26 protein-coding genes and 1 tRNA gene are annotated in these 23,749 nt (G+C 68.1%); 13 read left to right on the plus strand and 14 right to left on the minus strand.

Going from position 1 to position 23,749, the window contains the following annotated elements; genetic code table 11:
• Positions 1–22: 22 nt before the first annotated feature.
• The 7 genes from ACFWN1_RS12525 to ACFWN1_RS12555 form a co-directional block, all read right to left on the minus strand.
• The gene (locus ACFWN1_RS12525; protein ID WP_384360415.1) at positions 23–1,321 is read right to left on the minus strand and encodes an AAA family ATPase; all 1,299 of its coding nucleotides are present in this window, start codon (positions 1,319–1,321) and stop codon (positions 23–25) included.
• Positions 1,318–1,611, minus strand: a complete 294-nt coding sequence (locus tag ACFWN1_RS12530) for a hypothetical protein (RefSeq protein WP_384360417.1) — start codon at positions 1,609–1,611, stop codon at positions 1,318–1,320. The genes ACFWN1_RS12525 and ACFWN1_RS12530 overlap by 4 nt, the downstream gene beginning before the upstream one ends.
• Positions 1,608–2,378, minus strand: coding sequence for a hypothetical protein (locus ACFWN1_RS12535; RefSeq protein WP_384360419.1), 771 nt, complete (start codon positions 2,376–2,378; stop codon positions 1,608–1,610). The genes ACFWN1_RS12530 and ACFWN1_RS12535 overlap by 4 nt, the downstream gene beginning before the upstream one ends.
• Positions 2,375–3,124, minus strand: coding sequence for a BN159_2729 family protein (locus tag ACFWN1_RS12540; protein WP_384360421.1), 750 nt, complete (start codon positions 3,122–3,124; stop codon positions 2,375–2,377). The genes ACFWN1_RS12535 and ACFWN1_RS12540 overlap by 4 nt, the downstream gene beginning before the upstream one ends.
• Positions 3,121–3,447 (minus strand): hypothetical protein, encoded by a 327-nt coding sequence (locus tag ACFWN1_RS12545; RefSeq protein WP_384360423.1) that lies wholly within the window; start codon positions 3,445–3,447, stop codon positions 3,121–3,123. The genes ACFWN1_RS12540 and ACFWN1_RS12545 overlap by 4 nt, the downstream gene beginning before the upstream one ends.
• Complete coding sequence (locus ACFWN1_RS12550; protein ID WP_384360425.1) at positions 3,444–4,043, minus strand: RNA polymerase sigma factor; 600 nt, start codon at positions 4,041–4,043, stop codon at positions 3,444–3,446. Before ACFWN1_RS12550 ends, ACFWN1_RS12545 begins: the two co-directional genes overlap by 4 nt.
• Positions 4,044–4,122: 79 nt before the next feature.
• On the minus strand, positions 4,123–4,632 hold the full coding sequence (locus ACFWN1_RS12555) for a hypothetical protein (RefSeq protein ID WP_384360427.1): 510 nt from the start codon (positions 4,630–4,632) through the stop codon (positions 4,123–4,125).
• Between the two features lie 228 nt (positions 4,633–4,860).
• Here ACFWN1_RS12555 and ACFWN1_RS12560 point away from each other — a divergent pair, with 228 nt between their 5' ends.
• The 4 genes from ACFWN1_RS12560 to ACFWN1_RS12575 all read left to right on the plus strand — a co-directional run bounded on the left by ACFWN1_RS12560 (position 4,861) and on the right by ACFWN1_RS12575 (position 7,994).
• Positions 4,861–5,280: a helix-turn-helix domain-containing protein gene (locus tag ACFWN1_RS12560; RefSeq protein ID WP_384360429.1), complete on the plus strand. Its 420-nt coding sequence runs from the start codon at positions 4,861–4,863 to the stop codon at positions 5,278–5,280.
• 177 nt (positions 5,281–5,457) lie between these two features.
• The gene (locus ACFWN1_RS12565; RefSeq protein ID WP_384360431.1) at positions 5,458–5,697 is read left to right on the plus strand and encodes a hypothetical protein; all 240 of its coding nucleotides are present in this window, start codon (positions 5,458–5,460) and stop codon (positions 5,695–5,697) included.
• Between the two features lie 11 nt (positions 5,698–5,708).
• Positions 5,709–7,142, plus strand: coding sequence for a tyrosine-type recombinase/integrase (locus ACFWN1_RS12570; RefSeq protein WP_384360433.1), 1,434 nt, complete (start codon positions 5,709–5,711; stop codon positions 7,140–7,142).
• 663 nt (positions 7,143–7,805) lie between these two features.
• Positions 7,806–7,994 carry a ferredoxin gene (locus tag ACFWN1_RS12575; protein ID WP_384360435.1) on the plus strand — a complete coding sequence of 63 codons (189 nt, stop codon included), beginning with the start codon at positions 7,806–7,808 and terminating at the stop codon, positions 7,992–7,994.
• A 138-nt stretch (positions 7,995–8,132) separates the two neighbouring features.
• Here ACFWN1_RS12575 and ACFWN1_RS12580 read toward each other — a convergent pair whose 3' ends face one another.
• The gene (locus ACFWN1_RS12580) at positions 8,133–8,522 is read right to left on the minus strand and encodes a DUF6344 domain-containing protein (protein ID WP_384360437.1); all 390 of its coding nucleotides are present in this window, start codon (positions 8,520–8,522) and stop codon (positions 8,133–8,135) included.
• A 339-nt stretch (positions 8,523–8,861) separates the two neighbouring features.
• Here ACFWN1_RS12580 and ACFWN1_RS12585 point away from each other — a divergent pair, with 339 nt between their 5' ends.
• Positions 8,862–8,990: a DLW-39 family protein gene (locus tag ACFWN1_RS12585; protein ID WP_003999697.1), complete on the plus strand. Its 129-nt coding sequence runs from the start codon at positions 8,862–8,864 to the stop codon at positions 8,988–8,990.
• A gap of 266 nt (positions 8,991–9,256) precedes the next feature.
• Complete coding sequence (locus ACFWN1_RS12590; RefSeq protein ID WP_384360439.1) at positions 9,257–10,498, plus strand: hypothetical protein; 1,242 nt, start codon at positions 9,257–9,259, stop codon at positions 10,496–10,498.
• Positions 10,499–10,619: 121 nt separating this feature from the next.
• Here the strand turns inward: ACFWN1_RS12590 and ACFWN1_RS12595 are convergent, their stop codons facing one another.
• Both ACFWN1_RS12595 and ACFWN1_RS12600 read right to left on the minus strand, forming a co-directional pair.
• Positions 10,620–11,837 carry a serine/threonine-protein kinase gene (locus ACFWN1_RS12595; protein WP_384360441.1) on the minus strand — a complete coding sequence of 406 codons (1,218 nt, stop codon included), beginning with the start codon at positions 11,835–11,837 and terminating at the stop codon, positions 10,620–10,622.
• A gap of 84 nt (positions 11,838–11,921) precedes the next feature.
• A complete protein-coding gene (locus ACFWN1_RS12600; RefSeq protein ID WP_384360443.1) occupies positions 11,922–12,470 on the minus strand; it encodes a DNA-binding protein in 549 nt (182 codons plus the stop codon).
• 180 nt (positions 12,471–12,650) lie between these two features.
• On the opposite strand from ACFWN1_RS12600, the gene ACFWN1_RS12605 reads away from it, so the two are divergent.
• Positions 12,651–12,723 (plus strand) — tRNA-Ala (locus ACFWN1_RS12605).
• 100 nt (positions 12,724–12,823) lie between these two features.
• Here the strand turns inward: ACFWN1_RS12605 and ACFWN1_RS12610 are convergent.
• The 3 genes from ACFWN1_RS12610 to ACFWN1_RS12620 all read right to left on the minus strand — a co-directional run bounded on the left by ACFWN1_RS12610 (position 12,824) and on the right by ACFWN1_RS12620 (position 16,206).
• Entirely contained in the window at positions 12,824–13,912 is a 1,089-nt protein-coding gene (locus tag ACFWN1_RS12610; protein ID WP_384360445.1) for a sensor histidine kinase, read from the minus strand.
• Positions 13,913–13,986: 74 nt separating this feature from the next.
• Entirely contained in the window at positions 13,987–14,655 is a 669-nt protein-coding gene (locus ACFWN1_RS12615) for a response regulator transcription factor (protein WP_384360447.1), read from the minus strand.
• Positions 14,656–15,393: 738 nt separating this feature from the next.
• A complete protein-coding gene (locus ACFWN1_RS12620; RefSeq protein ID WP_384360449.1) occupies positions 15,394–16,206 on the minus strand; it encodes a nuclear transport factor 2 family protein in 813 nt (270 codons plus the stop codon).
• A 632-nt stretch (positions 16,207–16,838) separates the two neighbouring features.
• Between ACFWN1_RS12620 and ACFWN1_RS12625 the strand changes: the two genes are divergently transcribed.
• From ACFWN1_RS12625 to ACFWN1_RS12650, 6 genes are all read left to right on the plus strand, one after another.
• Entirely contained in the window at positions 16,839–17,561 is a 723-nt protein-coding gene (locus ACFWN1_RS12625) for an alpha/beta fold hydrolase (RefSeq protein WP_384360451.1), read from the plus strand.
• A gap of 91 nt (positions 17,562–17,652) precedes the next feature.
• The gene (locus ACFWN1_RS12630) at positions 17,653–18,477 is read left to right on the plus strand and encodes an alpha/beta fold hydrolase (RefSeq protein ID WP_384360453.1); all 825 of its coding nucleotides are present in this window, start codon (positions 17,653–17,655) and stop codon (positions 18,475–18,477) included.
• A gap of 274 nt (positions 18,478–18,751) precedes the next feature.
• Positions 18,752–19,585 carry an alpha/beta fold hydrolase gene (locus tag ACFWN1_RS12635; protein WP_384360455.1) on the plus strand — a complete coding sequence of 278 codons (834 nt, stop codon included), beginning with the start codon at positions 18,752–18,754 and terminating at the stop codon, positions 19,583–19,585.
• A 77-nt stretch (positions 19,586–19,662) separates the two neighbouring features.
• Positions 19,663–20,190: a hypothetical protein gene (locus ACFWN1_RS12640; RefSeq protein ID WP_384360457.1), complete on the plus strand. Its 528-nt coding sequence runs from the start codon at positions 19,663–19,665 to the stop codon at positions 20,188–20,190.
• Positions 20,191–20,307: 117 nt separating this feature from the next.
• Positions 20,308–21,174 carry an alpha/beta fold hydrolase gene (locus ACFWN1_RS12645; protein WP_384360459.1) on the plus strand — a complete coding sequence of 289 codons (867 nt, stop codon included), beginning with the start codon at positions 20,308–20,310 and terminating at the stop codon, positions 21,172–21,174.
• A 589-nt stretch (positions 21,175–21,763) separates the two neighbouring features.
• Positions 21,764–22,399, plus strand: coding sequence for a LuxR C-terminal-related transcriptional regulator (locus ACFWN1_RS12650; RefSeq protein WP_384360461.1), 636 nt, complete (start codon positions 21,764–21,766; stop codon positions 22,397–22,399).
• Positions 22,400–22,773: 374 nt separating this feature from the next.
• Here ACFWN1_RS12650 and ACFWN1_RS12655 read toward each other — a convergent pair whose 3' ends face one another.
• Positions 22,774–23,196, minus strand: coding sequence for a 4-oxalocrotonate tautomerase family protein (locus ACFWN1_RS12655; RefSeq protein ID WP_384360463.1), 423 nt, complete (start codon positions 23,194–23,196; stop codon positions 22,774–22,776).
• Positions 23,197–23,749: the final 553 nt, after the last annotated feature.

The raw sequence follows: 23,749 nt of genomic DNA on the forward strand, positions 1-23,749 counted from the left end.
GGGGCCCGCAGTCAGTGGTGAATCAGGCGGCGGACTGCTTGGCGGCGACGTAAAGCTCGTCGCCCGCGCGGCGCGTGGCCTCGTCGGCCAGGCCCTGGACCATCGCGGCGAACTCGGTGGCCGCGGCGTCCCCGCGCTCCCCGAAGTTGGTGAGGGTGTCCAGGAGCGTCTGCGCCTCGTCCTTCGTCAGCTCGTTCGTGGACCCGATCGGGCGGCCGATGATGAGCGCGGTGGCCTGGAGTCGCCGCTCGCGCGCGTCCTTCGCGCCGAGGCCGACCTTGGCGAAGCAGGCGTGCATCATGCGCATCTGCGGTGCGGTGACGGGCGTCGCCGGGGTGTCAGGTGTGGTGTCGACGCTGGTCACGGCCGGGGCGTCCTGTGCGGGATGCGCGGCCGCAGGAGGGCTGGGCACCGTCGTGACGGGCGTCGCCGGGGCCTTGACGGCCGTCCCGTACTCCAGGATCAACGCCTTCAGGGTGGTCGGCTCCCCGGTCTTCGGGTGCATCTGGCCGGCAGACAGGAGGTTCCGGGTGTCGGCGCGGGCGTACAGCTCCAGCGCCCGCTCGTACGTCAGCCCCTCGGCCACCAGCTCGTCCACGATCGCCTGGATCGGGTCGACGCCCTGGCCGAGCTGCTCCAAGATCGCCTCCGCGAACTCCGGACCGGGGTGGTGGACGGCGGCACCATCGAGCGGGGCGTACCGGGTCTTGGTGACCGTGCCGGTGCCCGCCACCATGTCGATGACGACGTCGACCTCGTACTCGGCACCCTCGCGTTGGACCGTCTTGACGCCCAGCTTGGTCACCTTGCCGCCGGACAGCTCGTAGTCGTTCTTCGTCCGCATGGTGACGATGACGTGGCCGGGGAAGCCGAGCAGAGCGTCCAGCATGTCCTGCTCCAGGTTGTTCACCGGAGCCCAGGCGGAGAACTTGCCGCCATTGATCTTCTTGCCCTCTTCCTCGACGCGGGCGAGGAGCCCGCCCTTGCCCGCCCAGAAGTGGCTCCAGGAGTCGATGATGAGGACGGCGAGCCGGGCTTCCTCGGCGGCCTTCACCGCGGCGATGAGGTTCTCCGGGGAGCAGAACGCCATGGGGAGGTGCGCGAACTCGTGGGCCTCGATGTCCGGGCGGCCCGGGACGGGGGCGTACTTGAGGGCGGAGCCGCGCTCGGTGTCGACGAGGCCGATGGCGCCGCCGGCCGCGAGGCCCTCGGCCATACGGAGCGCGGTCTTGGTCTTGCCGGAGCCGCCGGGGCCCTGGAGGGCGATGCGGGCCTTGGCGGCCTCGCGGGTGGCCGGGGCGAAGCTGAAGTTGGTGGTCATGAGGTGCTCCGGTTGCGCTGGTTCGGGAGGGTGGGGCGGGATGCGCGGGCGAGGGCGCGGAGGGCGTTGACGATGCGCATCGACGCGGCGAAGGAGGCCCGCTTCTTCCGGAAGGACGAGTACGTGTCGGTGTCCGTCCGGCGGAACTGGCCGCTGAGCTCGCGCTCCAAGACGTCGGCGAACTCGGCGCCGCTCTCCGCGCGGAGGGCCGCGAGCAGCTGCTCAGCCTCGGCGGGGCGTAGTGGCCGGCCGCGGGTCAGGGCCCGGTGGATGTCGCTGTAGGCGCTCACTCGTCGGCCTCCTCGTCGTACTCGGAGGCGACCTCCACGGCGGTGACGGTGTAGCCGGTCGACCGCTCGTCCTCGCCGAAGGCGGCGGTCAGCTCGGCGACGCCGTCGTCCTCAATCCAGTCGAGGGTGGCGCCGGGGATCTCCCGCTTGACGTGGGTCTCGCAGTGCTTCCGCGCGGCGGCCGCCGAGGTATACGTCCCGAGCCGGAATGCGGACCAGTCGGCCCGGTAGACAGTGAGCGGAGCGCTCTGCATCTCGGCGACTTGAGCTCGCGCCTTCCGGCGGCCGCGCTTCGCGGACTCCAGGGCCACCCGCAGCCGCTCGTACGCCAGCTCATCCGAGGTGACGTGCATCTGCAGCTCATCGGCTTCCAGCCGTGCGGCGCGACAGTCCATCTGCGCCACGATCACCGTGAGCAGCATGTCCTGGAGAGCGTCCTGCCCTTGCCGGGCGCGCTTGGCGTACCGGTCAGCGGCGCCGCCGGCGGACAGCGCGCGGGTCCGAGCCATCCCCCAGGCAGTGCGGTAGCGCTCCGCTCGAGACTCGGCGTCCAGCAGGCGCCGCAGCACCGTGGCCATGCGCTCGCCCATGTAGGCCGAGAGGTTCAGGCAGTACCAGTCCTCGCGCTGCGTGGTGTGGTCGTGCTCGCGGCGATCGCGGACCGTCTGGGCGAAGGAGGCGAGCAGGCCCGGGGTTGCGGGCTTGGCGTCGCCGAGCAACGCGGCGATCTGAGCGCGTTGTTCCGGCGTCATCGGCTTCCCGTTCATGCGGCCTCACCACCGTTCTCGGTGACGGGGTTGACCTGCGTCGACGGGGTGTCGGTGACGGGCGTCAGCGGCCCGGCCTGCCACACGGTGTTGGCGAGGGAGCAGCGCTCGATCCGGCCGGCCAGGGACAACAGCGGCATGCCGTCCGCGCGGTCGCCCTGGTGGTGCCAGATGCCGCCGTCGGCGTCGCGGAGTGGGCGGGCGAGGTCGTAGACGATGCCGTCAAACTCGTAGGGCTGCGCGGCGCGCGCGGCCGCGTCCGCCTGGGCCTGCGGCATGTCGTAGCCGAGCAGCGTCACCCGGACCCCATCCCGGTAGCCCTCGCCCGCCTGGACGTGCGGGAGCTTCCGCCCCGGCTCGTGCTGCACCGCGAAGAAGCGGCGCCACCCGGCCCACTGGGCCTGGTCGGTGATGTGCAGGGAGACGATCAGCCGGTCCCCGTCGACCTGGACCCGCAGGAACTCCCGGTGCCCCTTCAGGTGGCGCTCGATGGTCGAGGCGACCTGGCGGGCGTGCTGGCAGGAGGCGTCCCAGGCGAGTGCCTGCTCCTCCAGCTCGGTCAGCGGCTGGTCGGTGGGCGCCCACCCGGACAGGGTCCTGTGCAGGAGCACGCCGTACGACCGTGCGGGGTCGACGAGGAGGCCGGCGGAGTCGAGGGCAGTGACGGCAGCGGCCGCCGCGTCGGCGCTGAGCAGGGTGACCGTCTCGCAGACGATCTCCGTGGCGCGGGAAAGGTTGCGATTCATGCTGTGTCGGCCTCCTTGATGGCCTTGGCCAGCTCGTCCGAGCGGAAGAGGACGAAGGCGCGGACGACGACGCCCTCGACGGCCGCCTCGAACTCGACGACGAGCCCGCCGTTCCCGTGCGCGCCGAAGTGCATCTGGTCGACGGGGACGTGCAGCGCCTCCCGCCATGCCTCGACATCAGCCACGCTGGCGAGGCACAGCGACAGCTCATTCGGCATGTAGGGGTTCGTGCCGAGGTTGGGAGCGGGGAGCTGCGGGTGCAGTTCGGCGATACGAGCGGCGAAGGCCAGAGTCGGGGCGTTCACACCGAAGGTCTTACTCATGCGGCCACGTCCTCGGTGGTCAGTGCGGACCGCATGTTGGCGACGGCCCGGTACTGGAGCGTCTTCACCGCGCCGATGCCCTTGCCGAGCCGGGCCGCGACCTCGGCGAGCGGCAGCTCAGCGACGAGGAGCCGCATGCACTCCCGCTGAGGGACGGTCAGGTGCCGCATGGCCCACTCGACGGTCTCTGCGGCATCGATGGCGTCCAGGTGACGCAGCGCGGACGCTTCGGCGCTGCGGTCAACGTCGATGACGCCCTGCTCCATCACCAGCGGGATTTCCATCCGGGTGGCCGCGCGCTTCACGTGGTCAACGTGCAGGTTGCGGGCGATGGTGTAGAGCCACCCCAGGTAGCCGCCGCTGGCCGGCCGCTCGGAGAACCGGTGGATGCCGGCGAGAGCGCGGGCGAAGGTCTCGCTCGTCAGGTCCTCAGCCGTGGGCCGGTGCCTCGTCCGCTTGACGAGGTAGGAAAACACCAGGGGCTGGAGTCCGTTGTAGAGGGTGGCGAAGGCGTCTCGGTCACCGAGGGCGGCGAGGGCAGCCAGCTCGGTCACCGCCTCCGGGGTGATGATCGTGGCGTTAGCCTGGGAAGACACAGCCAGATCCCTTCTGTCAGTGGGTGTTCGGGTGTGGTGGGGGCCGTTCCGGGTCGCATCCGGGACGGCCTCTCGTGTGTCAGGCCGCGGACTGCCGACGCATGCCGTCGAGGACAGCGCGGGGGTCGAACCGCCGGGACGAGCCGACGTAGATCAGGCCGGGCCAGGTCTCCCCGCGCTCTCGCGCGGCGGTGATCTGGGCGTCGATCCAGCTCATCGACTTGCGGAGGTAGTTGGCCAGCTCGCGCTGGTCCAGCAGCAGCTCCGGCAGGGCGGACGAGGCGTCGGACTTTCGCCGTTCGCCCTTCGTGGATCTACGTGTAGATGTAGATTCTCCGATCGTGAAAACGGGTGCCTCGAACAGCTCGGAGACTTCCCGGCCGAGCGCGGCCGTGATCAACCTCGCAGCGCGGTCGCTGCATTCTTCGCGAGCGGTTCTGCCGCTGCCGACGATGAAGCCGACCATCGCCTTGCTCAGGCCGGTGCCGTTCTCGTCGGCCTCCTTGGTCTTGGCGGCGAGGCGCGGGATGTCCAGCCCGGCCGCCTTCATGGCGGACCGCAGCGGGGCACCCTTGTCCAGTCGTCGCATGGTGAAACCTCCGGCGCGCAGCCGAATTGGGGTCCGTAGGTCCCGGTGACCTGCGGTATCTACAATCTACGTGTAGATGTGGATGCAGTCAAGAGGGGAATCCTGGGGTGTTGCGAGGCTAAATAGGGGCGCACAGGGGTGTGTAGATGCGCCGGGGCACCGCCAAATACTGGTCACGGAGTCCCGATCTACTTGCGTATGTAGATACATATGGCCGATCCTTCTTGCGTGACTAGCCACCAGAACAACCCCGGCGAGCAAGGCCCCGCCGAGGCTCCCGCCGGCAGAGGCGAGGACCTGGCGGCCCTGCTGACGCGTGTACTCAGCGAAGCAGACATCACTCAGAAGCAACTCGCCACCGACGCCGGCGTGCCATACGCAACGTTGAACGCATGGATCAAGCGAACGAGAGGTACTTCGAGAGTCGAGGCCGAGACCCTACGCACCATCGCGTCTGTTCTGAACAGGCGTGGCGTGGAACTCACTCCGCGCGAGGTCTTTAATGCTGCTGGCCGTGCGGTGCCGGGACGTTCCGACGAAGAACGCGAGCAGCACCTTTTGAAGCTCTATCGGCAGCTTCCCGAGGACAAGCAGCGCGACCTGGTGCGATACGCCGAGGCCGCGCTGAGCCTCAGTCGCGCCTCCTGACCTCCGGTAAGGGTTGCCTAAGGAGGGAGAAATTCAGGCGATCGAGGGAGTAGCTGCCGAGCTGCCCGCGAATATGCCAAAAACCTATCGGCTGACTTCACACACAGGTACGATCAGTCACCCGCTGTCCTCCCGGAGCGGACCCTTCCGTGCCGCCGCACCACCAGGGGGACACCTGTGTGCATCCGCATCGCCGCGGTCGATGACCTGCCCAAGATCGCCATTTGGGACCCAGACGAGGTCACCATCCTCGTATCCAGGGGCACCCACTCCCATGACCTGATCAGAGAACTGCACGCGATCCTCACGATCGACTTCGGCGCACCCGACATCCCCGGCGCCGGCCTCACCTGCTTCTGCGGCGAGCCCGTCTGCCTGCCGCCGCAGGCCCCGGTCCAGGACGCGCTGGAACTCTGATCAGGAGCACCATGGTGCGCAAACCGGCCCTGCCGTCCAGGGTCAGCAACAACCCACGCCCCAACCCGAGCATGAAGTGCGGTTGCCAGGTCTGCCTGAAACGGCACCCCGGCGACCGGCCGCCCGTCGACAACCACGTCGGCTCCTGGGAGGCCCGCTACAGCGACCCTTCCGGCAGGGAGCGCAGCAAGACCAAGCCGACGTACGACGAGGCTGTCGCATTCCTCGAGGAGACGCGCACCGACATGAGGAAGCGGACCTGGATCGACCCCGCGCGCGGGGAGGTCGCGCTGGCGACCTGGTGGAAGCTGTGGTGGCCCACGCAGACGAAGGGCATCCTGCGGATCGAGGACTGGACGCAGTCGCAGCTGCGCGACGAGGGCATGTGGCGGAACCACATCGAGCCCGCCTTCGGGAAGGCGCGGCTGTTCGAGCTGGCGTGGCGCGAGATCCAACTCTGGGTGCACACGTTGCACGACGAAAATGGCGGCCCGCTCGCAGCCAGTTCGGTCACGAAGTGCTTCCAGGTCCTCGACAAGATGCTGGAGGACGCCAAGCGTGACCGGCGCCTCCCCTTCAACCCGGCCGAGGGGGTGAAGCTCCCGACGATCAAGAAGAAGCACCCGGAGGATCGCAGGCCACCGAGCTACGCGCAGCTCTGGCTCATCCGCCAGCACCTTCCCGAGCACATGCACAACCTGCTGATCGTCGCTCAGGAGACAGGTTTGCGCTTTCAGGAGCTGGCAGGACTCCGCTGGTCGAACGTGGACTTCGAGGGCCGACGCATCCACGTGCGTGAGGTCCTGGTCGAACCGCGCGGCAAGATCAAGCGGAAGTCCTACCCCAAGAGCGACGCCGGCCTCCGCACGGTGCCCCTCACCGGCCTCGCCGCCCGGATGCTCCGAGAGGTGTGGGCGCAGGAATGCGCGGAGGGAACCCCGAGCCGGGAGGCGTCGGAGTTGAAGGACGGTCTCCGCGAGAACGAGCTGGTCTTCCACGGCCGGAACAAGATCCGTCGCGGCACGAAGAGGATCGATGGCGAAGGCGAGCCGTACCGCGCCCCGCTTCGCCGGTCAGCGTTCCGTCGCTTGTGGACTAGCGCCATCGACAAGGCCGGGGTCGCTCGGAAGACCGTGAAGAAGGTCAAGGTGCAGCGAGTCGACGAGCGTACCGGCCGGGCCCGGACCGTGACGGAGGAGCGCACGGACTGGTGGCCCGACTTCCACGACTGCCGGCATGCCTTCGCGTCGCGGCTGCACGCGCGCGGTGTGCCGGAGGTCATCACGCAGGAGATCCTCGGGCACGAGCGTGCTGGCGAGGTGACGTGGATCTACACTCACGCGGCTGCGGATTACGCGGGTCAGGTCTTGGCGGCGTTGGAAGACGGAAAGCCAGGGGCTGATCGTGCGTCGAAGCGGGCGTTGCGGGTGGTGAGGGCCGCGTGAGCCATCCCGGAACTATCCCGGAACTATCCCGGGAGACGCCTAGGGGACACAGGGGAGAGCTTGGTACGCGCAGGGTAGTCGCGTGTAGATGCTGGATGAAGCCGCAGGTCAGCTGACCTGGGAAGATCATCCGGAGTGGACTCCTTCCTGATAAGGATGAGGCCACAGGTTCAAATCCTGTTAGCCCCACATTTCGAAGACCCCCAGTCGAATTCCGGCTGGGGGTCTTCGGCGATGACGAGGGGTACTCATGGGTGCCAGTGGCTGGGACCAGGTCACTCCGTACGCGGGAAGCGTCGAGGCGACGCTGGATGCGCCGCACGACGAGGGTTCGGGAGCTGTACGCGACCGTCCGGTGGTACGAGGGAGCCTCGGGGTGCACGAAGACCCGATCGCTGGCGACGGGGGATGCACCAGCGATCGGGCCAGGGCCAAGGGTAACAAGGTTGGGGCGGTTGCGGGGCCAACAGGGTTGAATGATAGGGGAGTTGGCTGATCTTGGTGGGTCGGTGGGGGCGCGGGGGGCCGTAGGAGTGGCGGCGGTACTCGTGCCGCCGGTTCGGGTGGGCGTCGCGGGGGCAGGGTCGTCGTATGCGCGGGCCGCCGGTGGCCCGCCGCGCCGGGTCACCGGCCGTGCGAGCGGGGGAGAGTGGGGTGGGACGCATGAAGGTGTCCGTGGACCGGGACGTGTGTTACGGCTCGGCCGAGTGCGCGTACCGCGCTCCCGAGGTCTTCGACTTCGTCGAGGGGTACGGCGTGGTCAGGCCCGGCCGGGAGGATTCCGGCGACGATCCGCTGGTGCGCGAGATCGTGGAGAAGTGCCCTTCGCAGGCTGTGCTGCTCGGGGACTGAGCGCCGCCGGGGATACCCCGGCGGACGTGGTGCGGGCCCCCGGGCCGGTGGGCCGGGGGGCGTTCCGTGTCGACGGTCGGGTACGCAAGTCGCCGGTGTGTCGAGACGTCCGCGGTACTGGATGTCCGGCCGGGGGGTTCAGCAGTCGAGGTGGGACACGTACGGCTCGGTGCTCTCCTGCCGGTGGGTGGTCTCGCTGCGGTCCGGGGCGTTGACGCGGTGCGGGGCGAGGGTGCCCGCTTCCCGTCCGGCGAGTGAGCGGTGCCGGCAGTGGGGGGACTTCCCGTGGGCCTCGGCCCGGATGCGCTGCTTCATCGTGGGGGGCAGGGCTCTGGTTCGTGACCAGACCTGGTGGCTGGTGGTCGCCGGTGCCTCCTGGGCGATGTGCTCCGTGCTGCCGTGACTCGGGCTCGCGGTCCTGGCCGAGGCGACCGGGGCGGTCGCGGTGACGAGTCCGAGCGCCGTGCACAGCGCGAGGAAGGCGGTGACGATGGCGGTCCACAGCGTCATGACCTTGTTCCTGGCCATGGCCCCTCACTTTCAGGTTGGGCGATTTGCGTACTTTCCTCATGATGTGTATGCGGGCCGCGAAGTGGTGGACCGACGCCCATGGCGCGTCGATGTTCAGATGAACACCACTCGGACGGGTGCAGGGAGGTGGAAAACGTCCGAGAGCGCCTGGAAAGGGGAGGAAAGCAACCCTCTGTGCGGATGTGATCACCCTCCGACCGCAACGGTCCGGACCCGCCGCGACCCCGGTCGGGAACGGGAGTTGGGGGCCCGGCGCAGGTCACCGATCGGTCTCGGCCGGTGTGTATAGTCGGGCGCCAGAGGGTCCCCTACGTCAACGAAAGACGAGGTCGCGCGGTGAAGAAGCTGCTCCTGGTCGCACTGGCCGCCATCGGCGGTCTCCTTGTGTACCGACAGATCCAGGCGGATCGCGCCGAGCAGGACCTGTGGACGGAGGCCACCGACTCCGTGCCCACCGGTTCCTGAAACCCGGCACCACGATGTGGACGAACCCCGGTCGCTGAAGCGGCCGGGGTTCTGTGTCGTACCGGGTCGCTTCGAGTTGCCGGACCCCGGGGTGCGGTGTACCTCTCGCCCCATGAGCGCGGCGTTTCGGACGGCCGGGCGAAAAACCCTGATGGCGCAAGCGGCACCGGGCAGGATGGGCCCGACACGGTGACCTAGGGGGCAGGGGGCGGCGCGTGAGGCGGGGGTCGTGGAACACGGTGAGGGTCCTGTGCGCGGGTGCCGTGATGGGGGCCCTCGCCTGGGCACCTGCCACGGAGGCGCTCGCCGCGCCGCGTGGGACGGAGTACGCCTTCGCCCCCGGCGCCGAGAGTGTCGAGGGTTCGCCGGACGCCGACGGGGCGCGGCCGATCGTCTTCGGCCACACCTACCGCAGCTCCCTGCCTGCGCACGGCCGGCTCCTCTACCACCTCACCCTCACCGCGACGGACGACGTCTACGTCCCCGTCACCGCCGTACCGCCGCGCGGCGCGACCGTCGCCGCCACGGACGGCATCCGGGTCTCGATCCAGGACGCCGACGGCAACCCCTGCTTCTACTCCTCCGCGTCCTTCGGCGCCGGACTCAGCCCCCGGCCCGTCACGGCCGTCGGCCAGCGGGACACCGGCAAGTCGCTGTGCGACGGCGCGGGCGGATACTCCCTGGTGGTGGAACGGCTGGACGCCAAGAACTCCACCCCGGACCGCTGGGACCTGGAGCTGGCCCCCGCCACCGAACCCGGCCTCGCGGCGGCCGGCCCGTCCGCGCCGCCCAGCTCCTGGGACTCCGCCACGCCCGAGCCGCCCGGCGCTGCCCCCCGGGAGCGGCGGGGAGGCGACGGCTTCGGTACCGCCCGCCCCCTCGGCCAGGGAGTCTGGCGCACCCGTCTCTCCCCCGGCGACACCCTCTTCTACAAGGTCCCGGTCGACTGGGGCCGCCAGCTGCACGCCGGAGCCGAGCTGGACGCCGCCACCACCGGCCACGGTTACGTCGGCGGCGCCCTCACCCTCTCCCTGCTGAACCCGGCGCGCGGCCCCGTCGAAGACGTCGCCCTCGGCTACACCGGCACCCGGCGCGCCATGGCCCTCGCCCCGCTGCCCCCGGTCGAGTACGCCAACCGCTACGCCGTACCGAGCGGCGTGAACGCGGTCCGCTTCGCCGGTGACTACTACCTGGTCGTGCACCTCGGTGAGCACGTCGCCGACTCCTTCGGCGGCGGCCCCTTCGGCGTGACGCTCCGGGTACGGGTGGACGGCGACGCTCACGCCGGCCCGCGGTACCGGGGGCGCCCGGAGCCGGCCGGCCTCTTCACCGTGACCGCCCAGGACCGGCAGGCCGCGGCCACCGGCACCACCGGCACCACCGGTAGCGACCCGTCGATGCGGGCGCTGGGCTACGGCGGCCTCGGCACCGGTACGGCGCTGCTGCTCGGGCTGGGCGGCTGGACGCTGTGGGCCCGGCGCAGTCGGACGCGGGCCGGCGCCCGGTAGTCGACGGTGTGACGGTGTGACGGAGCGGTACCGGCGGGCTGGGCGCCGGGTGGTCTGGTCTGGCCGCTGTGGGCCCGGCCGGGTCCAGGCGTGGGCCGGTGCCCGGTGGTGCCCGGTGGAGTCAGGCGCGGGCCAGTGCCCAGAAGCCGACGGCGTAGCAGAGCAGTGCCAGCAGCAGTACCGGGACCGCGATCGTGGCCGGGGGGCCGGGGCGGGGACGGGTACCGGCGCGGTGGCCGGGGGGAGGGGTGCGAGGGTCGCGGGCGGTGTAGCCGGCGGTCTGCGGGGTCGCGGTGGGCCGGGGTGGGCGTGGGGGCGGGAGGTGGAAGCTGCCCGTGTCGGACATCGAGGGGGGTGTGGCGGGGGCTGTGGGGAGCGGGGCGTCGGTCGTGGTGCCGCTGGTGTCCGGGGCGTCGGGGGACCGGTGTTCCCAGCGGGCGTTCACCGCGGCCGCCGGCTTGTGCGGGCCTTCGGGGCCGAAGCCGGGGGGCAGGGGGCCGAGCTGGTCGAAGATCTCTATCGGCTCGTCGTCCGGTCCGGTGTCCGGCAGGAGCTCCCGGGCCGCGGCGAGTGCCTTGCGCGCGCCCGAGGCCGTGCGGAAACGGGCCGCGGGATCGGGCTGGAGCATGGTGGCGATCACCTGCCACAGCGGCTCGGGCACCCGCGCGGGCGCACCCGGCGTCCCGTACTCCAGGAAGTACCGGACGATCTCCTTGCCGTCCGGCTTGGCCCCCTCCAGCAGGTACAGGGCGACCAGTCCCACGGCGAACAGGTCACCGGGGAAGTCGGGTTCGGCCCCCAGCAGTTGCTCGGGCGCCAGATAACCCGGCGTGCCGACCACGAGGTCGGTCTCGGTCAGCCGGGGTTCCCCGAACCGCATGGCGATGCCGAAGTCGGACAGCCGCAGCCTCGGCCGGCCGGTGCCGGTGGCCTCCAGCAGGATGTTGGCGGGCTTGATGTCCCGGTGCACGACTCCCTCGGTGTGCACGGCGCCCAGGCCGGACAGCAGCTGGTCCAGCAGGGTGCAGACGAACACCGGCGGGAGGGGACCGTAGTCGTTGATCAGATGGACCAGGGAGCCGCCGGACACCAGGTCCATGGTGAACAGGACCTGGTCGTCGTCGGCCGCCCAGCTGGCCGGCGCCAGCACATGCGGATGGTCGATGCGCAGGGCCTGCTCGCGCACGAAGCGCAGCAGGGTGTGGGCGTCGCGCTGCTGGAGCACCTTGGCGGCGACATAGCGCCGTCTGCGGTGGTCCCAGGCGCGCCAGACTGCGCCCACCCCGCCACGCCCGATCGGGTCGGCCAGCTCGTACCGGCCCGCGAAGACCTCACCCATGACCGTGCGGCTCCTCCCCCTGGTGCGCTGCCGCGGCCGGGTGGCCGGGCCCGGTGCCTGACCCCCTCCGGACCGGGCCGGGGGTCAGCTCTGGTGGGCCTGGTAGTGCGCGACCGCGTCGGCGGTGCGGCCCGCGCCGTAGACCCGGAGGAACTCTGCCAGTTCGGGGTGGGCCGGGGCGAGGGTGTCCGCGGCGTCGATGATGTCCCCGGCGGCGGCGACGGAGCGCAGCAGTGACTGGATCTCGCGCACGACCCGCTTGACCGTGGGCGCACCCGAACTGCTCGTCGTCTGCGTGGTGTTGCTCAGCACCGAGCCCCCCTGGGACTTCTTGATCTCGTCCATGCGGTCGCTCGCCTCGGCCGCGCTCACACTGCCGTCCGCGACCTGCGCGGCCAGCTCCTGCAGCAGCTGCACCCGCTGGACCACCGCGGGATTGCCGATCTTGGCGCGCTGGCCGCTCATCAGCTGCGACAGCATCGGGGCGGACAGCCCCAGTGCGGCGGCGAGCCGGGCCTGATTGAGCCCGAGATCGTCGATGAGCTTACGGAAGAGCGCCCCCAGCGGCTCCCCGTACCAGTTCCGCTGGAGGTCCCGCGCTCTCGCGGTGGCTTCCTGCTGTGCGGCGTCCATTGCGTCTCCCCATCGCTTCCCCAGAAACCCGGGTTCGCTGTAGCGAACCATGCCGAGCATCCTACGGAGCGTGGTGATTCACAGGGACCCCCAATCTTTTTGCGGGATACGGGGGGTGAACCGGTACTCTGGTCTGCGACGCCCGCCAGGAGCCCGTTCTCCCGTCGGCCGTTCCCTCACGGGGCCTTAGCTCAGTTGGTAGAGCGCTGTCTTTGCATGGCAGATGTCAGGGGTTCGACTCCCCTAGGCTCCACTCGTTCATACCTCTCTGACCTGCGAAAAAGCGGGCAGCAGTGAGGGTCGCGTCAAGCCGGTGCCGGTCCGGCTCGGTGGTCGCGTCGGCCGGGCGGTGGTCATCTGAGGGTGATCTCAGCGGTGAGTCCACCGCGCGGGTCGGCGGTCAGGACCAGGTCTGTTCTGTGGGCCGCGGCGATGCTCGCGGCAAGCGCCAGGCCGAGCCCGCGGCCGCGCGGATCGCTGATGGTTCTCCCGGCGCCGCGGTAGAAGGGCTCGGTCAGCAACGGCATCACGTCGGACGGGATGACCCGCCCGGTGTTGCTGACCCGGAGGGTGATCGTGGCGTGGCCCGCCCTGGCGGTCACCGTCACCGTGCCGCCGGGAATGTTGTGACGCACGGCGTTCTGCACGAGATTGAGGACGAGCTGACGCAGCAGCACGGGGTCGGCGGTCACCATGTGCGAGGGAACGTGCGTCTTGAGGCGCACTGTTGCCTGTGCCGCCTCGGCACGGACATCCGCCATCACTTCGCCGACCATGGGCGCCAGGTCGAACCGCTGGGCGTTGATGTGGCCCTGTTCGGCATCCGCGAGGTCGAGGAGCGCGTCGACGGTATCGATGCTCCGCCGGTTCACCGTACGCAGTTTGGTCGCCAGGGCCCGCACGTCGTGGGCGTCCGGGTCCGCGATGGCGACATCGAGGACGGCCTGCATGGTGGCGAGCGGGGTCCGCAGCTCGTGCGAGGCGTTGGCCGCGAACCGCTGGTGGGCGTGGAAAGCCCGCTCCAGTCGGGCGAGCATGCCGTCGAGGGTGTCCGAGAGGTCTTTCAGCTCGTCCTGCGGCCCCCGCAGTGCGATGCGCTGGTCCAAGCGCCCAGCGCTGGTTCTCCGGGCGGTGGCGGTGATCTGCTGGAGGGATCTCAGCACCCTGCCGGTGGCCAGCCAGCCCACGCCCGCGGCCAGGACCACGTGCACCACCAGCGCACAACCGGAGACGATCAGCAGCGTGGTCAGCAGGTCGACCTTCGAGTCGACCACCAGTTCGGAGGGGAGGAGTGGGTCCGTCCCCGGGGGAACATCGGCGGGAAACGACGGCTCGGCAGGGGCGGTCGTTCCTGAGTCCCTGAAGCCGTATGAGGGGAAGTGGCTCATGAACAAGTAGATGGCCGCGATCATCGCCAGGGCGAGACCGGTGAGGGAAAGCACATATGTCAGGGTCAGCCGGGCGTGGATGGTGCGCCGGAAACGAAGAGACCGAGGGCGCACCTCCGCCGCGCGATTCATTCGGCTGCTCCGGCAAGGTAGTAGCCGGCACCTGTGACGGTGTGGATGAGCGCGGGTTTCCCTAGCTTGGCCCGCAGCGTGGAGATGGTGATGCGCACGGCGTTGGTGAAAGGGTCGGCGTGGGAGTCCCAGGCCTTTTCGAGGAGGATCTCAGCACTGATGACACCGCCACGATCACGCATCAGGAGTTCCAGCACGGCGAACTCCTTCGGCGTGAGCCTCACCAGCCGGCCGTCACGGTAGACCTCGCGGCGGAAGGGGTCGAGTCGCAGCCCGGCGAACGCGAGTTGCGGTGGCTGCGCGGTGGGATTACGTCGGTTGATGGCACGTAGCCGGGCCACGAGCTCGGGGAACTCGAACGGCTTGGTCAGATAGTCGTCGGCGCCCAGCTCCAGACCGGTCACCCGCTCGTCCAGACGGCGGGCCGCGGTCAGCATCAGGACACGGCAGCTCGGGTACCGTTCGACGGTCAGCCGGCACAACTCGTCGCCGTGCATGCCAGGAAGATCGCGATCAAGCACCACGGCGTCGTACTCCGTGAACGCCATCTGCTCCAGGGCCGCTTCGCCACTGTGGACGACGTCCACCGCCATGGCCTCCCGGCGCAGCCCGCTCTGCACCGCCTCGGCGAGTATGACCTCGTCCTCCACCACCAGTACCCGCACGGGACACCTCCACATTCACCGGTCTCGAGTGGCCGCCCCACGTCCAGCCGGGGGACCGCGTCGGATCGGTCGTCAAGTCCCAGCCGGGCCGCAGGGGCGTCCGGTCTTCGCCGCGGGGGCCGGCCCCCGACGGCTGTCACCGGCCGACAGCCGCTCGATCGTGAGAGCTTCCGCTCGCCGTGGCTGTCGACAACAGGACCGAGGCATCGGGATCATCGCCGACCCAATCAACTCGCACCTATGCGCGGCGTCTTGTGAATGCCATATGGACTCCACAGGCTTCGCGTTCCCGGTCGAAGAGTGACATCTCCCTCATGACACTCGGTCCGGACTCGCGGCAGTCGCGACCCTCGCCTGAAGCCGGCGGGCGGACCTGAGATGCCCGACAGTCCACATGAGGCGCACCGTGTCGTCGGTGGCGCGGGAGTCGCTCCCGCCGAGTTCACGCCCGACCGACGCCACCAGAGCTTCGGCATCCCATGGAGAGTCCGCGAGCGGGCCCGGTACGTCACCTTCTCCGTCAAGGGCCCCGCTGAAATCCATGGACCAGTCGGTGATCCGGTTCGAGTGCGTGAGGAGAAGGCGTCGGGGCTGGTCGTTCCCCCGCGAAACGCGCTGTGGGGCGTGCTCCCGGAGTCCGGTGACCGCGTGTCCTGTCTTCAAGGTCCCTCTCTTCCGATGACTCCCGCAGCCTTCCGGTGGAGTCGGTACGCGGTGCCCTGCGCCCTGTGTGTCTGTCTAGGGGCGGGTCGAGGTGTCGAGAATCCGCGTCCCGTAGGGATTGTCGACAGCGATGAGCCAGTCGCCGTTCGGCTGCTTCCTCAACAGGTCGGAAGTGCGGCCGACGACGGTTCCCGAGTCGAGTTCGAGACGCCACTCGGAATGATGAAGAGCGACCTGCTCATGCGACACGACACCCCGGTCCCCGAAGATCAGGGGAATCCTGGAGGTCGCCTCGACAAAGGCACGGACGGCCTCCGGGCCCGACGCCCGCGTGCCGTCGGCGTCCGTCACCACGACGGCGTCCGGTTCGTAGCAGGAGACAGCCCTGCCGGTGTCCCCTTCGCTTCGCGCGGCGAGGAGAGACCTCATCGTGGCCAGGGGAGTCGACAGGTCAAGACGCTCGTCTCGCGTGGTCAGAGGCTCAGCCGCCTCGGGAAACGCGTCGCCGTACATCGGCAGGCCGCTGCGGGACGTCTCCGCGGTCGCCTCGTCCTGGATCACGTCCCAGTGTTCCTCGAAGACCCCGTCCTTCAGCCGCAGGAAGTCGACGGCGATCCATGCCGCCGGCAGCCCGTGCCCGGAGAACCGGCCGCGAACGACGACCGTGTCGCCGTCGGCCATGACGACATCGACTTCGTGACGAAGCTCGTCGGGAAGTGACCGCACCAGGTCGAAAAGACCTTCACGGCCGGCGGGAATATGAGCGCTGTGCTGAATGTAGTTCGGCGACCAGTAGCGCTCCGCTTCCTGGTAGTCGCGCTTGTTGAACAGAAGGTCGAAAGCCTTCAGTACGATTTCTTTGTTGCTTTCCTCGTTGGACAGAGGCATTACTCACACTCTTTCGATCCACGGACCGCTTGTCCCTGAGACCGCACCGGCGGACAACTACAGAGACAAGCGTCAGGCGTGCCGCGGCAGGCAGCCACGTACGGGGTGATCATGACCGTCGGATCTGTCCCACGACGCGAGTTCGCACCTACGGGAACGTTCTGCGGCCTTGAAGGGCAGCGAGGGCGGCCGTCGTACACCGACGGTCTCCGCAGCCGGACAGCGTCATGCAAGAGGTTGGTAGTCCGGATGCATGGTGTGCAACAGGCCGGTCGGCGGGCGGAGCCATAGTGCAGCCAAATCAGCCCGTAGGGGTGGGCATCCGAGGGGTTCGGCCGAGGTGAAGCACCCGTCAGGACTCTCAACTACCGCTCTGAAAACTGGTGTTGACGTACATCCATCCCGCAGGGCTCATCGGCTCGACTTGTCATCGTGCCCGTTATGTACCGATTGACAACGCGGGGGTCGTCTCTTCAAGATCCTCAACTGTTCAGCAGGGGACGTCATCGACCCGCCTCCCGACACGGCGCTCTCTCTGACTTCGGAGAGAAAGCACCGCCTGTCATGCGGGAGAGCGGCGAGACCCCGACCGAACGGTTGGGAAGAGCTATTCCAGAAAGGAAGGAAACGCGATGTCAGAATCTCGGACTCCGACAGTCGTACTCGTGCACGGAGCTTTCGCGGACGCTTCGGGCTACGCGAATATCATTCGCGAACTCGAGTCCTCCGGTGTGACGGCCCTGGCCCCGGCCAACCCGCTGCGGAGCCTCACCCTGGACGCGGAGTACCTGGCGGCATTCGTCTCCGCCATCGACGGACCGGTACTGCTCGTGGGCCACTCCTACGGCGGAGCGGTCATCAGTCACGCCTCGACGCGCCTGCCCAACGTCGTGGGACTCGTCTTCCTCGCGGCGTTCGGACTCGACGCCGGTGAGAGCTGCATCACGCTGGGCCAGCGGTTCCCGGAGACGAAGCAGAACCTGTACGCGCTTCCGACTCCCTACCCGGTCGGCGCCGGGACCACGGAAGGTCCCGAACTCGCCATCGACAGGGAGCACTTCCGCGAGGCGTTCTGCGCCGACGTCCCCGTGGACGTGGCCGATGTCATGGCCGCGACCCAGCGGAACGTAGCGGTGGCCGCCCTGTCCGAGGGCTGCGGAGAGCCGGGGTGGAAGGTGCACCCCTCGTGGTACCTGGTGGCCACCGACGACCAGATGATCCACCCCGACGCTCAGCGCTTCATGGCCGACCGCATGAAGGCGACCACCGCCGCCGTGGAGGGGTCGCATGTCGCGTTCATCGCGAGGCCCACGGCCACGGCGGACTTCATCAGGTCCGCCGTCGCGTCCTTCTGACGCGCAGAAGAGCGGAAGTCCGCATTCGGCTTTCCGATCCAGACGAACTGGACAAGGAGTCAGTGGAATGAAGAAGTTCAAGAATTCGCGCATGGGTATATGGGGAACCGCGGCCGCCGGCGGGACCGCTCTCGCCATCGCGCTGAGCGGAACCGCCTTCGGTGTCTCCGCGCACGCCCGGCCCACCGCGCACAGCATCAGCAGTGGTCCCAAGCCGACCGTGGTCCTGGTGCACGGAGCGTTCGCGGACGCGTCGGGCTGGAACGGGGTGATCCAGCGCCTGGAGAGGCAGGGGTACAAGGTCGTCGCCCCTGCCGATCCCCTCCGCGGACTCGCCAGCGACTCGTCCTACATCAAGAGTTTCCTCAAGACCATCGACGGCCCGATCGTGCTGGCGGGCCACTCGTACGGCGGAGCCGTCATCAGCCAGGCCGCCGCGGACAACCCGAACGTGAAGGCGCTCGTCTATGTCTCGGCCTTCATGCCCCAGGAGAACGAATCCCTCGCGGAACTCGGGGACAAGTTCCAGGGTGCCGAACTGAACACGGCGCTTGACCCCAGGCCGTACGAAGCCGGCGCGGTGAGCGGGACGGACCTGTACATCAAGCAGGACAAGTTCCACGCGGTCTTCGCGGCCGACCTCCCGCGCGCCCGGACGAATCTCATGTTCGCCGGCCAACGGCCCATCGAGGCCGATTCCTTCAACGAGAAGGCGACGAAGGCGGCCTGGCACACCACTCCCTCGTGGGCCATCGTGGCCAGGCAGGACAAGGCCATCGCCCCCGACCTGGAGCGGTTCGAGGCCAAGCGTGCGCACTCGCACACGATCGAGATCAACTCGTCCCACGCGGCCATGACCTCGCACCCGGACGTGGTGGCCGACGTGCTGACCGAAGCGGCTCGCTCTGTCGGCTAGGCCGTACCACGACCCGCGCGCTTCGCCCATCCGGCCGGAGAGCCTCCCCCCTCCCGGTGGGCGGGGAAGCAGCCGCAGCGGCTGCCGGTGCGGCACCTCCCGGCGATGCGACCCCACGCGGATGGAGCCGGGCACATTCTCCGGAGGCCGGGACGGACACCGGCCTCCGGAGGCGGCAAGAGCCTGCCGACATCCCAGCTGATCTCGTCACCCAGGCCGGAAATGCCGCTCGGAGAGTCCGTCGGCGACATCAGTGAGAGTTCCAGGAGGAAAAATGAGCAGCCAGATCAAGCCGCAGTTCAGAACCATCGACGGCCTCTCGATCCGCTACGCGGAAGGCGCGAGGACCGATGGCCCGGACGCCCTGCTGCTGGCCCCCTGGCCGGAGAGCGTCTTCGCCTTCGACCAGGCGTGGGATCGCCTCTCCAGGAGCGCGCGTCTCGTGGCGGTCGATCTTCCCGGTTTCGGGAAGTCGGAGCGCAACGAAGCGCTGATGAACTCGAAGTCCATGGGCGATTTCATCATCAAGATCGCGGATGCCTTCGGTCTCGAGAAGCCGCACGTCGTCGCCCCCGACGTCGGCACCTCGGCGGTCCTCTTCGCCGCGGCGGCTCGGCCGGACCGTTTCAGCAGCCTGCTGGTCGGCAGCGGAGCCACCGTGGTGCCGATCCAGCTGGGTGGCGCCCTCCGGGAGTGGGTGCTGACCACTGATCTGGAGCCCTACCGTCAGCTGGACGGAGGGGACGTGGTCAAGATGGTCCTGACCACCATCAAGGGCTTCACCCCCGCCGACGAGATCCGCACGGACTACATCGAGTCCTTCCAGGGCGACCGCTTTCTGAAGTCGATGACCTATGTCCGCAACTACCCCGAGCAGTTGACGGCGCTGGCCGAACTGCTTCCCGGAATCCAGGTACCCGTGTGCGTCGTGGCCGGCGCTGCCGACAACGCCGTACCGGTCGTCAACAACGAGTTCCTGCACGCGCGTCTCCCGCACAGCTCCCTGCACCTCATCGAGGGGGCGGGGCACTTCTGCTGGGAGGAACAGCCCGACGCGTACGCCTCCCTCGTGACGGACTGGTGGAAGTCCGGCCACACGTCCGTGTGAACCACGGTTCCGGCCCGTCCCGCCCCGGGGGTCGCGAATGATCCGTGACCGCGAGAGTTTCGAGAGAGAAGACCGACATGACGGATCGCACGCTCACGCATTCCGTGTTCACCGCGGCCATGAACGCACCGATCGAAAAAATCGACATCGGTGACTGGCTGCTCCATCTTCCCTGCGCCGAATACGAGCGCTGTGCTCCTCCTGATCACATCGCCGCCGGAGCGTCGACCACAGACGACGGGACGCCGATGTCCATCAACGTGGAAATGATCGGTGACAGTGTCATCGTGCAGAAGTACGTGGGCGAGCACATTTCACCTACATACTGTCGAATAGTGTCCGAATCGGACGTCTTCACGCCACACGGACGGACCACCATCAAGGTGATCTGGGAGCTGAGCGCAACCCGCGTGGACGACCAGAGTTCCGAGTACAAGAACGTCGTGACCTCCGCGCCGACCGATCACTTCCTCGACTTCGTGGAGAAAGGCGGTCTCACCTTCGAGCAGGCCGCGGCGGACCGGCAGGCCGCCACCAGTGAACACTGCAGCCGTGAAACCCCTCTCTACGCCACGAGCATCGAAAAGCACGCGCTGAGCAGGTGACAGCCCGCTGGAACGGTGTCGACCCGGCTCCCACCTCCCCACCCCCGGTGGATGCGCGTCCGCCGGGGGTGAGGCCGGGACCCACCAGGACCCGGCGTACGAATCAGGAAGGAAATAATGGAGCGCACCGTCAAGTATCTGGATGTCGAGACCTCGACCGTCGAGGGAGCGAACGGAGTCAGCTACGCCTACAGGCGTCTGGGCCCGCGCACCGGACGTCCGCTCCTTCTTCTTCAGCACTTCCGGGGAAACCTCGACAACTGGGACCCGGACCTGGTCGACGCGCTGGCCGTGTCGCGGGATGTCATCGCCTTCGACAACGCGGGCGTGGCAGCGTCCACAGGTGTCACTCCCACCACGTTCGGGCAGATGGCCGGCGACGCGATCGTCTTCGTGGAAGCGCTCGAACTGGACACGATCGATCTGCTGGGCTTCTCCATAGGCAGTTTCATCGCGCAGGAGATGGCACTCACCCGGCCGTCCCTGGTGGCGAAGATCGTGCTCGCGTCCACCGCGCCCCAGGGCGCGCCCGGCATGCACGGCTGGGCACCGGACATCATCGGGGCGATCGGCGAGCCGACCACCGAGCCCGAGGGCTATCTGCACGCGTTCTTCACCGACTCCACGGCCGGCAGGTCGGCCGGTCAGCAGGTCCTCGGCAGGATCTACGCCCGGAGCGAGGGCCGCGACGAACCGACCACCTGGCAGACGCGCAACGCCCAGTACGACGCGGTGATGAAGTGGGGCACGCCCGACTTCGGAATGCTCCAGCGACTGACCACGATCAGACAACCGGTCCTCATCGCCAACGGTGACGACGACCGGATGATCCTGCCGTGGTACTCGCACCTCACGGCCAGCCTGATCCCCGACTCCGTCGTGAAGCTGTACCCGGACGCCGCGCACGGCTTCCTGTACCAGCACGCGTCCGCCTTCGCGGCTGACGTGCACGAGTTCCTGGGGGAGAGCCAGAACCCCGAGTAGCGGGTGATACACGTTCGTGCAGGCTTGTACGACCGTTGGGACAATGGAAAGCCCGGCACGTGGCACTCGGACTAAACTGAATACGTGGTGCGAGAAGGTTTTCGCCCTCCTCCGAGCCGGCTGCAGCCGCGTTCCACGTACCATCGATTCCGGGTGAAAATGCCCTACAGAAAGGAGAAGTCGTTGACTCGGCAAGATAACCATGGCCTCGGCGACCAGGCGCCTTTCGGGTCCGCATACATCACCTCGGACGGGCTGACGGTACACACCGCCCGGAACTCCCGGACCGATGGTCCTCTCGTTCTTCTCCTTAACGTTCGTCCGCAGCTACCTGTCGAGTCTGGAACAGCTCAACCGGGGCCTGCCGTCCAGTCAGGTTCCGGTCCGGATCATCGTAGGCAAGAACGACTCGTTCATCCACCAGCTATGGGAGGAACGTTTCCACGAGTACGGGACTGTCTCTAAGAAATGGATTCGGAGTGGATTCCGGTCCCTCCAGCACGGATGAACCACTGTTGCGGGACTCTGTAGAGAAAAGACCGCTGAGCGCGGCGGACCTCTCCCTGCGCGGAATATTGGGGGACGGCTGATGAACTCCTACAGTGCACGGAAATCGGTGAGAACCGTGGTGTACGCAGAAGACCGTCTTACCGGAGAGGGCGCAGTCGCCGCCCTGGCGAGCAATGCGCAGATAGAACTCCTCCCGGCGGCGGAGGTCCGCCGCGCCGACATGTTCCTGGTCATTGCGCGAGAAGTCTCGGAGAAGACGCTGTGCGGGATCGAGGAAAGTGTCGCCAAGAATCCGGCACTGCAGACGATCATTGTCGCCGATGTGATGAGTGAGCCACGGCTCATCAGGGCAGTGGCTCTTGGGGTGGTGTCCATTCTCATCAGGAAAGAGGTGGACTATCCGCGTATCGCGGATTCCGTAGTCGCCGCAATCTCCGGTGAAGCGGAAATCCCCCCCGAAATGCTGGGGAAACTCGTACGGCACATGCGCAGAGTCGAGAGCGTGCGCCCGAGCGGTGGCGGTCTTGGCCTTACCGCGCGCGATCTGCGTGTCCTCGCCCTTCTGGCCGACGGCCTCGACACGACGCAAATCGCTCAGCAGCTCAACTACTCCGAGCGAACCATCAAGGGCATCATCCACGAAACCATACAGGTTCTGGGAGTCGGGAATCGAACCCATGCAGTGGCATACGCTCTGCGAGCGGGTTTGCTCTGATGGGTACGAGGGATACTTCTTATCGCTCGGCATCGCTTCGCGCTGGTGAGTGACGGGCTCTTGATCACCACGTGCACGCGAGCTGCTGTCGGTCCGCCCACGCGACGCCGGCGCTCCCGGCGAGGGAATCCCTGCGCGGGAGACGGGTGCGCGCTCGCCGACATCGCAGGGCCCTGGACCCACCGCCTGGCGCTCGCATCGCTCTGAACCCGGCACCGGGACCACGACGGCGTACCTGTCTGGGCATCTGGCGTTCGTCGTACCGCGAGTCCGCCGGCCGTCGGCCGCCGGGTACGGGGACCCGGCTCGCGGGCACCCGTATCCGGCGGTTCGACGCGGCTGCGGAGCCCCCTGGAGACGCGGGGCCGAGCGGACTACTCCCTACCGAGCAGTTCCCGGACGTGCTGGACGATCTCCTCGTTGGTGAAGGCATGACCACCGATGCCCCAGCCTCCATCGACGGCCTCGCTCAGCGTGACCCACGTACGCTCCGCGACAGAGGTGTCCACGGATGCCTCGGCGACCAGTTCGGTGATTTCCCCGACGAGGCCGATCTGCTGCTCCCGGTTCAGTGCGGCGGCATTCGTCATCACATTGACACGTACGTGGTCCGCACCCCCGCCGGCGGTGGAGAAGGCGTCCTCGTCCAGTTCGTGAATGAACGCGGCGGTGTTGTCGGAAAAGAACGGGATGACGGGAACTTTCTCCCAACGCATGACCGCCTGGGCCAGATCCCGTGCCAGTCCCTGGCGATCCGTGATAAATCCCTTACGGCAGTACACGTCGATCATAGGCATGTTGGATTTCCTCCCCACAGGTCGGAAGCCGTGACGACTTCCGACACATTTATTTTCTGTTACTCGCGTCCAGCCGAAACCCCTCATTGAGCGGTCGGCGTGGTCGCTCTCTTCTGCTCGTGGGCCAGTGCGCGGTGTACAGCACGCACAGCGCCCCCCTTCACCGGCCGCCGCAGCGACGCATTTCATCGAGCCGAAGCGTACGTCGCCCACGGCAAAGATCTTCGGAAAGCTGGTCTCGAAAGGGAGCGGCTGGCGTCCTTGATTTTTCCAGACGGATCCCGCATATTTTCATCCGAAAGATAACCTATGTCGGACGGCCCTACGAGATTCATGAGCCAGGTTTCCCGCGCCGTCCCAGGAGACCACGACGAACTGCGGTGGGCGCTCCGCTTCGCCATCCGCCACACCTTCGGCCTGTTCGGCTGTGTTCCGGTGTGTGAGGTGGAGCCGTCACCGATGAGGCGAACGGATGTGGTGCTGTGGTGAACGGGCGTGTCACGGACGGTTCGCGAGTCGCTATGCCTTTCGGGTCCGGTCAATCTCTGGCTCA

It is taken from the genome of Streptomyces sp. NPDC058459, from assembly GCF_042721685.1.
In the GTDB taxonomy this organism is placed as follows: domain Bacteria; phylum Actinomycetota; class Actinomycetes; order Streptomycetales; family Streptomycetaceae; genus Streptomyces.

Bases quoted from the DNA above. Each gene is read 5' to 3' on its own strand.
- ACFWN1_RS12600 (WP_384360443.1), bottom strand. From the start codon at position 12,470: ATGGACGCCGCACAGCAGGAAGCCACCGCGAGAGCGCGGGACCTCCAG.
- ACFWN1_RS12580 (WP_384360437.1), bottom strand. From the start codon at position 8,522: ATGGCCAGGAACAAGGTCATGACGCTGTGGACCGCCATCGTCACCGCC.
- ACFWN1_RS12525 (WP_384360415.1), bottom strand. From the start codon at position 1,321: ATGACCACCAACTTCAGCTTCGCCCCGGCCACCCGCGAGGCCGCCAAG.
- ACFWN1_RS12595 (WP_384360441.1), bottom strand. From the start codon at position 11,837: ATGGGTGAGGTCTTCGCGGGCCGGTACGAGCTGGCCGACCCGATCGGG.
- ACFWN1_RS12545 (WP_384360423.1), bottom strand. From the start codon at position 3,447: ATGAGTAAGACCTTCGGTGTGAACGCCCCGACTCTGGCCTTCGCCGCT.
- ACFWN1_RS12645 (WP_384360459.1), top strand. From the start codon at position 20,308: ATGGAGCGCACCGTCAAGTATCTGGATGTCGAGACCTCGACCGTCGAG.
- ACFWN1_RS12630 (WP_384360453.1), top strand. From the start codon at position 17,653: ATGGGTATATGGGGAACCGCGGCCGCCGGCGGGACCGCTCTCGCCATC.
- ACFWN1_RS12635 (WP_384360455.1), top strand. From the start codon at position 18,752: ATGAGCAGCCAGATCAAGCCGCAGTTCAGAACCATCGACGGCCTCTCG.
- ACFWN1_RS12590 (WP_384360439.1), top strand. From the start codon at position 9,257: ATGGGGGCCCTCGCCTGGGCACCTGCCACGGAGGCGCTCGCCGCGCCG.
- ACFWN1_RS12620 (WP_384360449.1), bottom strand. From the start codon at position 16,206: ATGCCTCTGTCCAACGAGGAAAGCAACAAAGAAATCGTACTGAAGGCT.
- ACFWN1_RS12575 (WP_384360435.1), top strand. From the start codon at position 7,806: ATGAAGGTGTCCGTGGACCGGGACGTGTGTTACGGCTCGGCCGAGTGC.
- ACFWN1_RS12570 (WP_384360433.1), top strand. From the start codon at position 5,709: ATGGTGCGCAAACCGGCCCTGCCGTCCAGGGTCAGCAACAACCCACGC.
- ACFWN1_RS12655 (WP_384360463.1), bottom strand. From the start codon at position 23,196: ATGCCTATGATCGACGTGTACTGCCGTAAGGGATTTATCACGGATCGC.
- ACFWN1_RS12625 (WP_384360451.1), top strand. From the start codon at position 16,839: ATGTCAGAATCTCGGACTCCGACAGTCGTACTCGTGCACGGAGCTTTC.
- ACFWN1_RS12535 (WP_384360419.1), bottom strand. From the start codon at position 2,378: ATGAACGGGAAGCCGATGACGCCGGAACAACGCGCTCAGATCGCCGCG.
- ACFWN1_RS12650 (WP_384360461.1), top strand. From the start codon at position 21,764: ATGAACTCCTACAGTGCACGGAAATCGGTGAGAACCGTGGTGTACGCA.
- ACFWN1_RS12555 (WP_384360427.1), bottom strand. From the start codon at position 4,632: ATGCGACGACTGGACAAGGGTGCCCCGCTGCGGTCCGCCATGAAGGCG.
- ACFWN1_RS12640 (WP_384360457.1), top strand. From the start codon at position 19,663: ATGACGGATCGCACGCTCACGCATTCCGTGTTCACCGCGGCCATGAAC.
- ACFWN1_RS12540 (WP_384360421.1), bottom strand. From the start codon at position 3,124: ATGAATCGCAACCTTTCCCGCGCCACGGAGATCGTCTGCGAGACGGTC.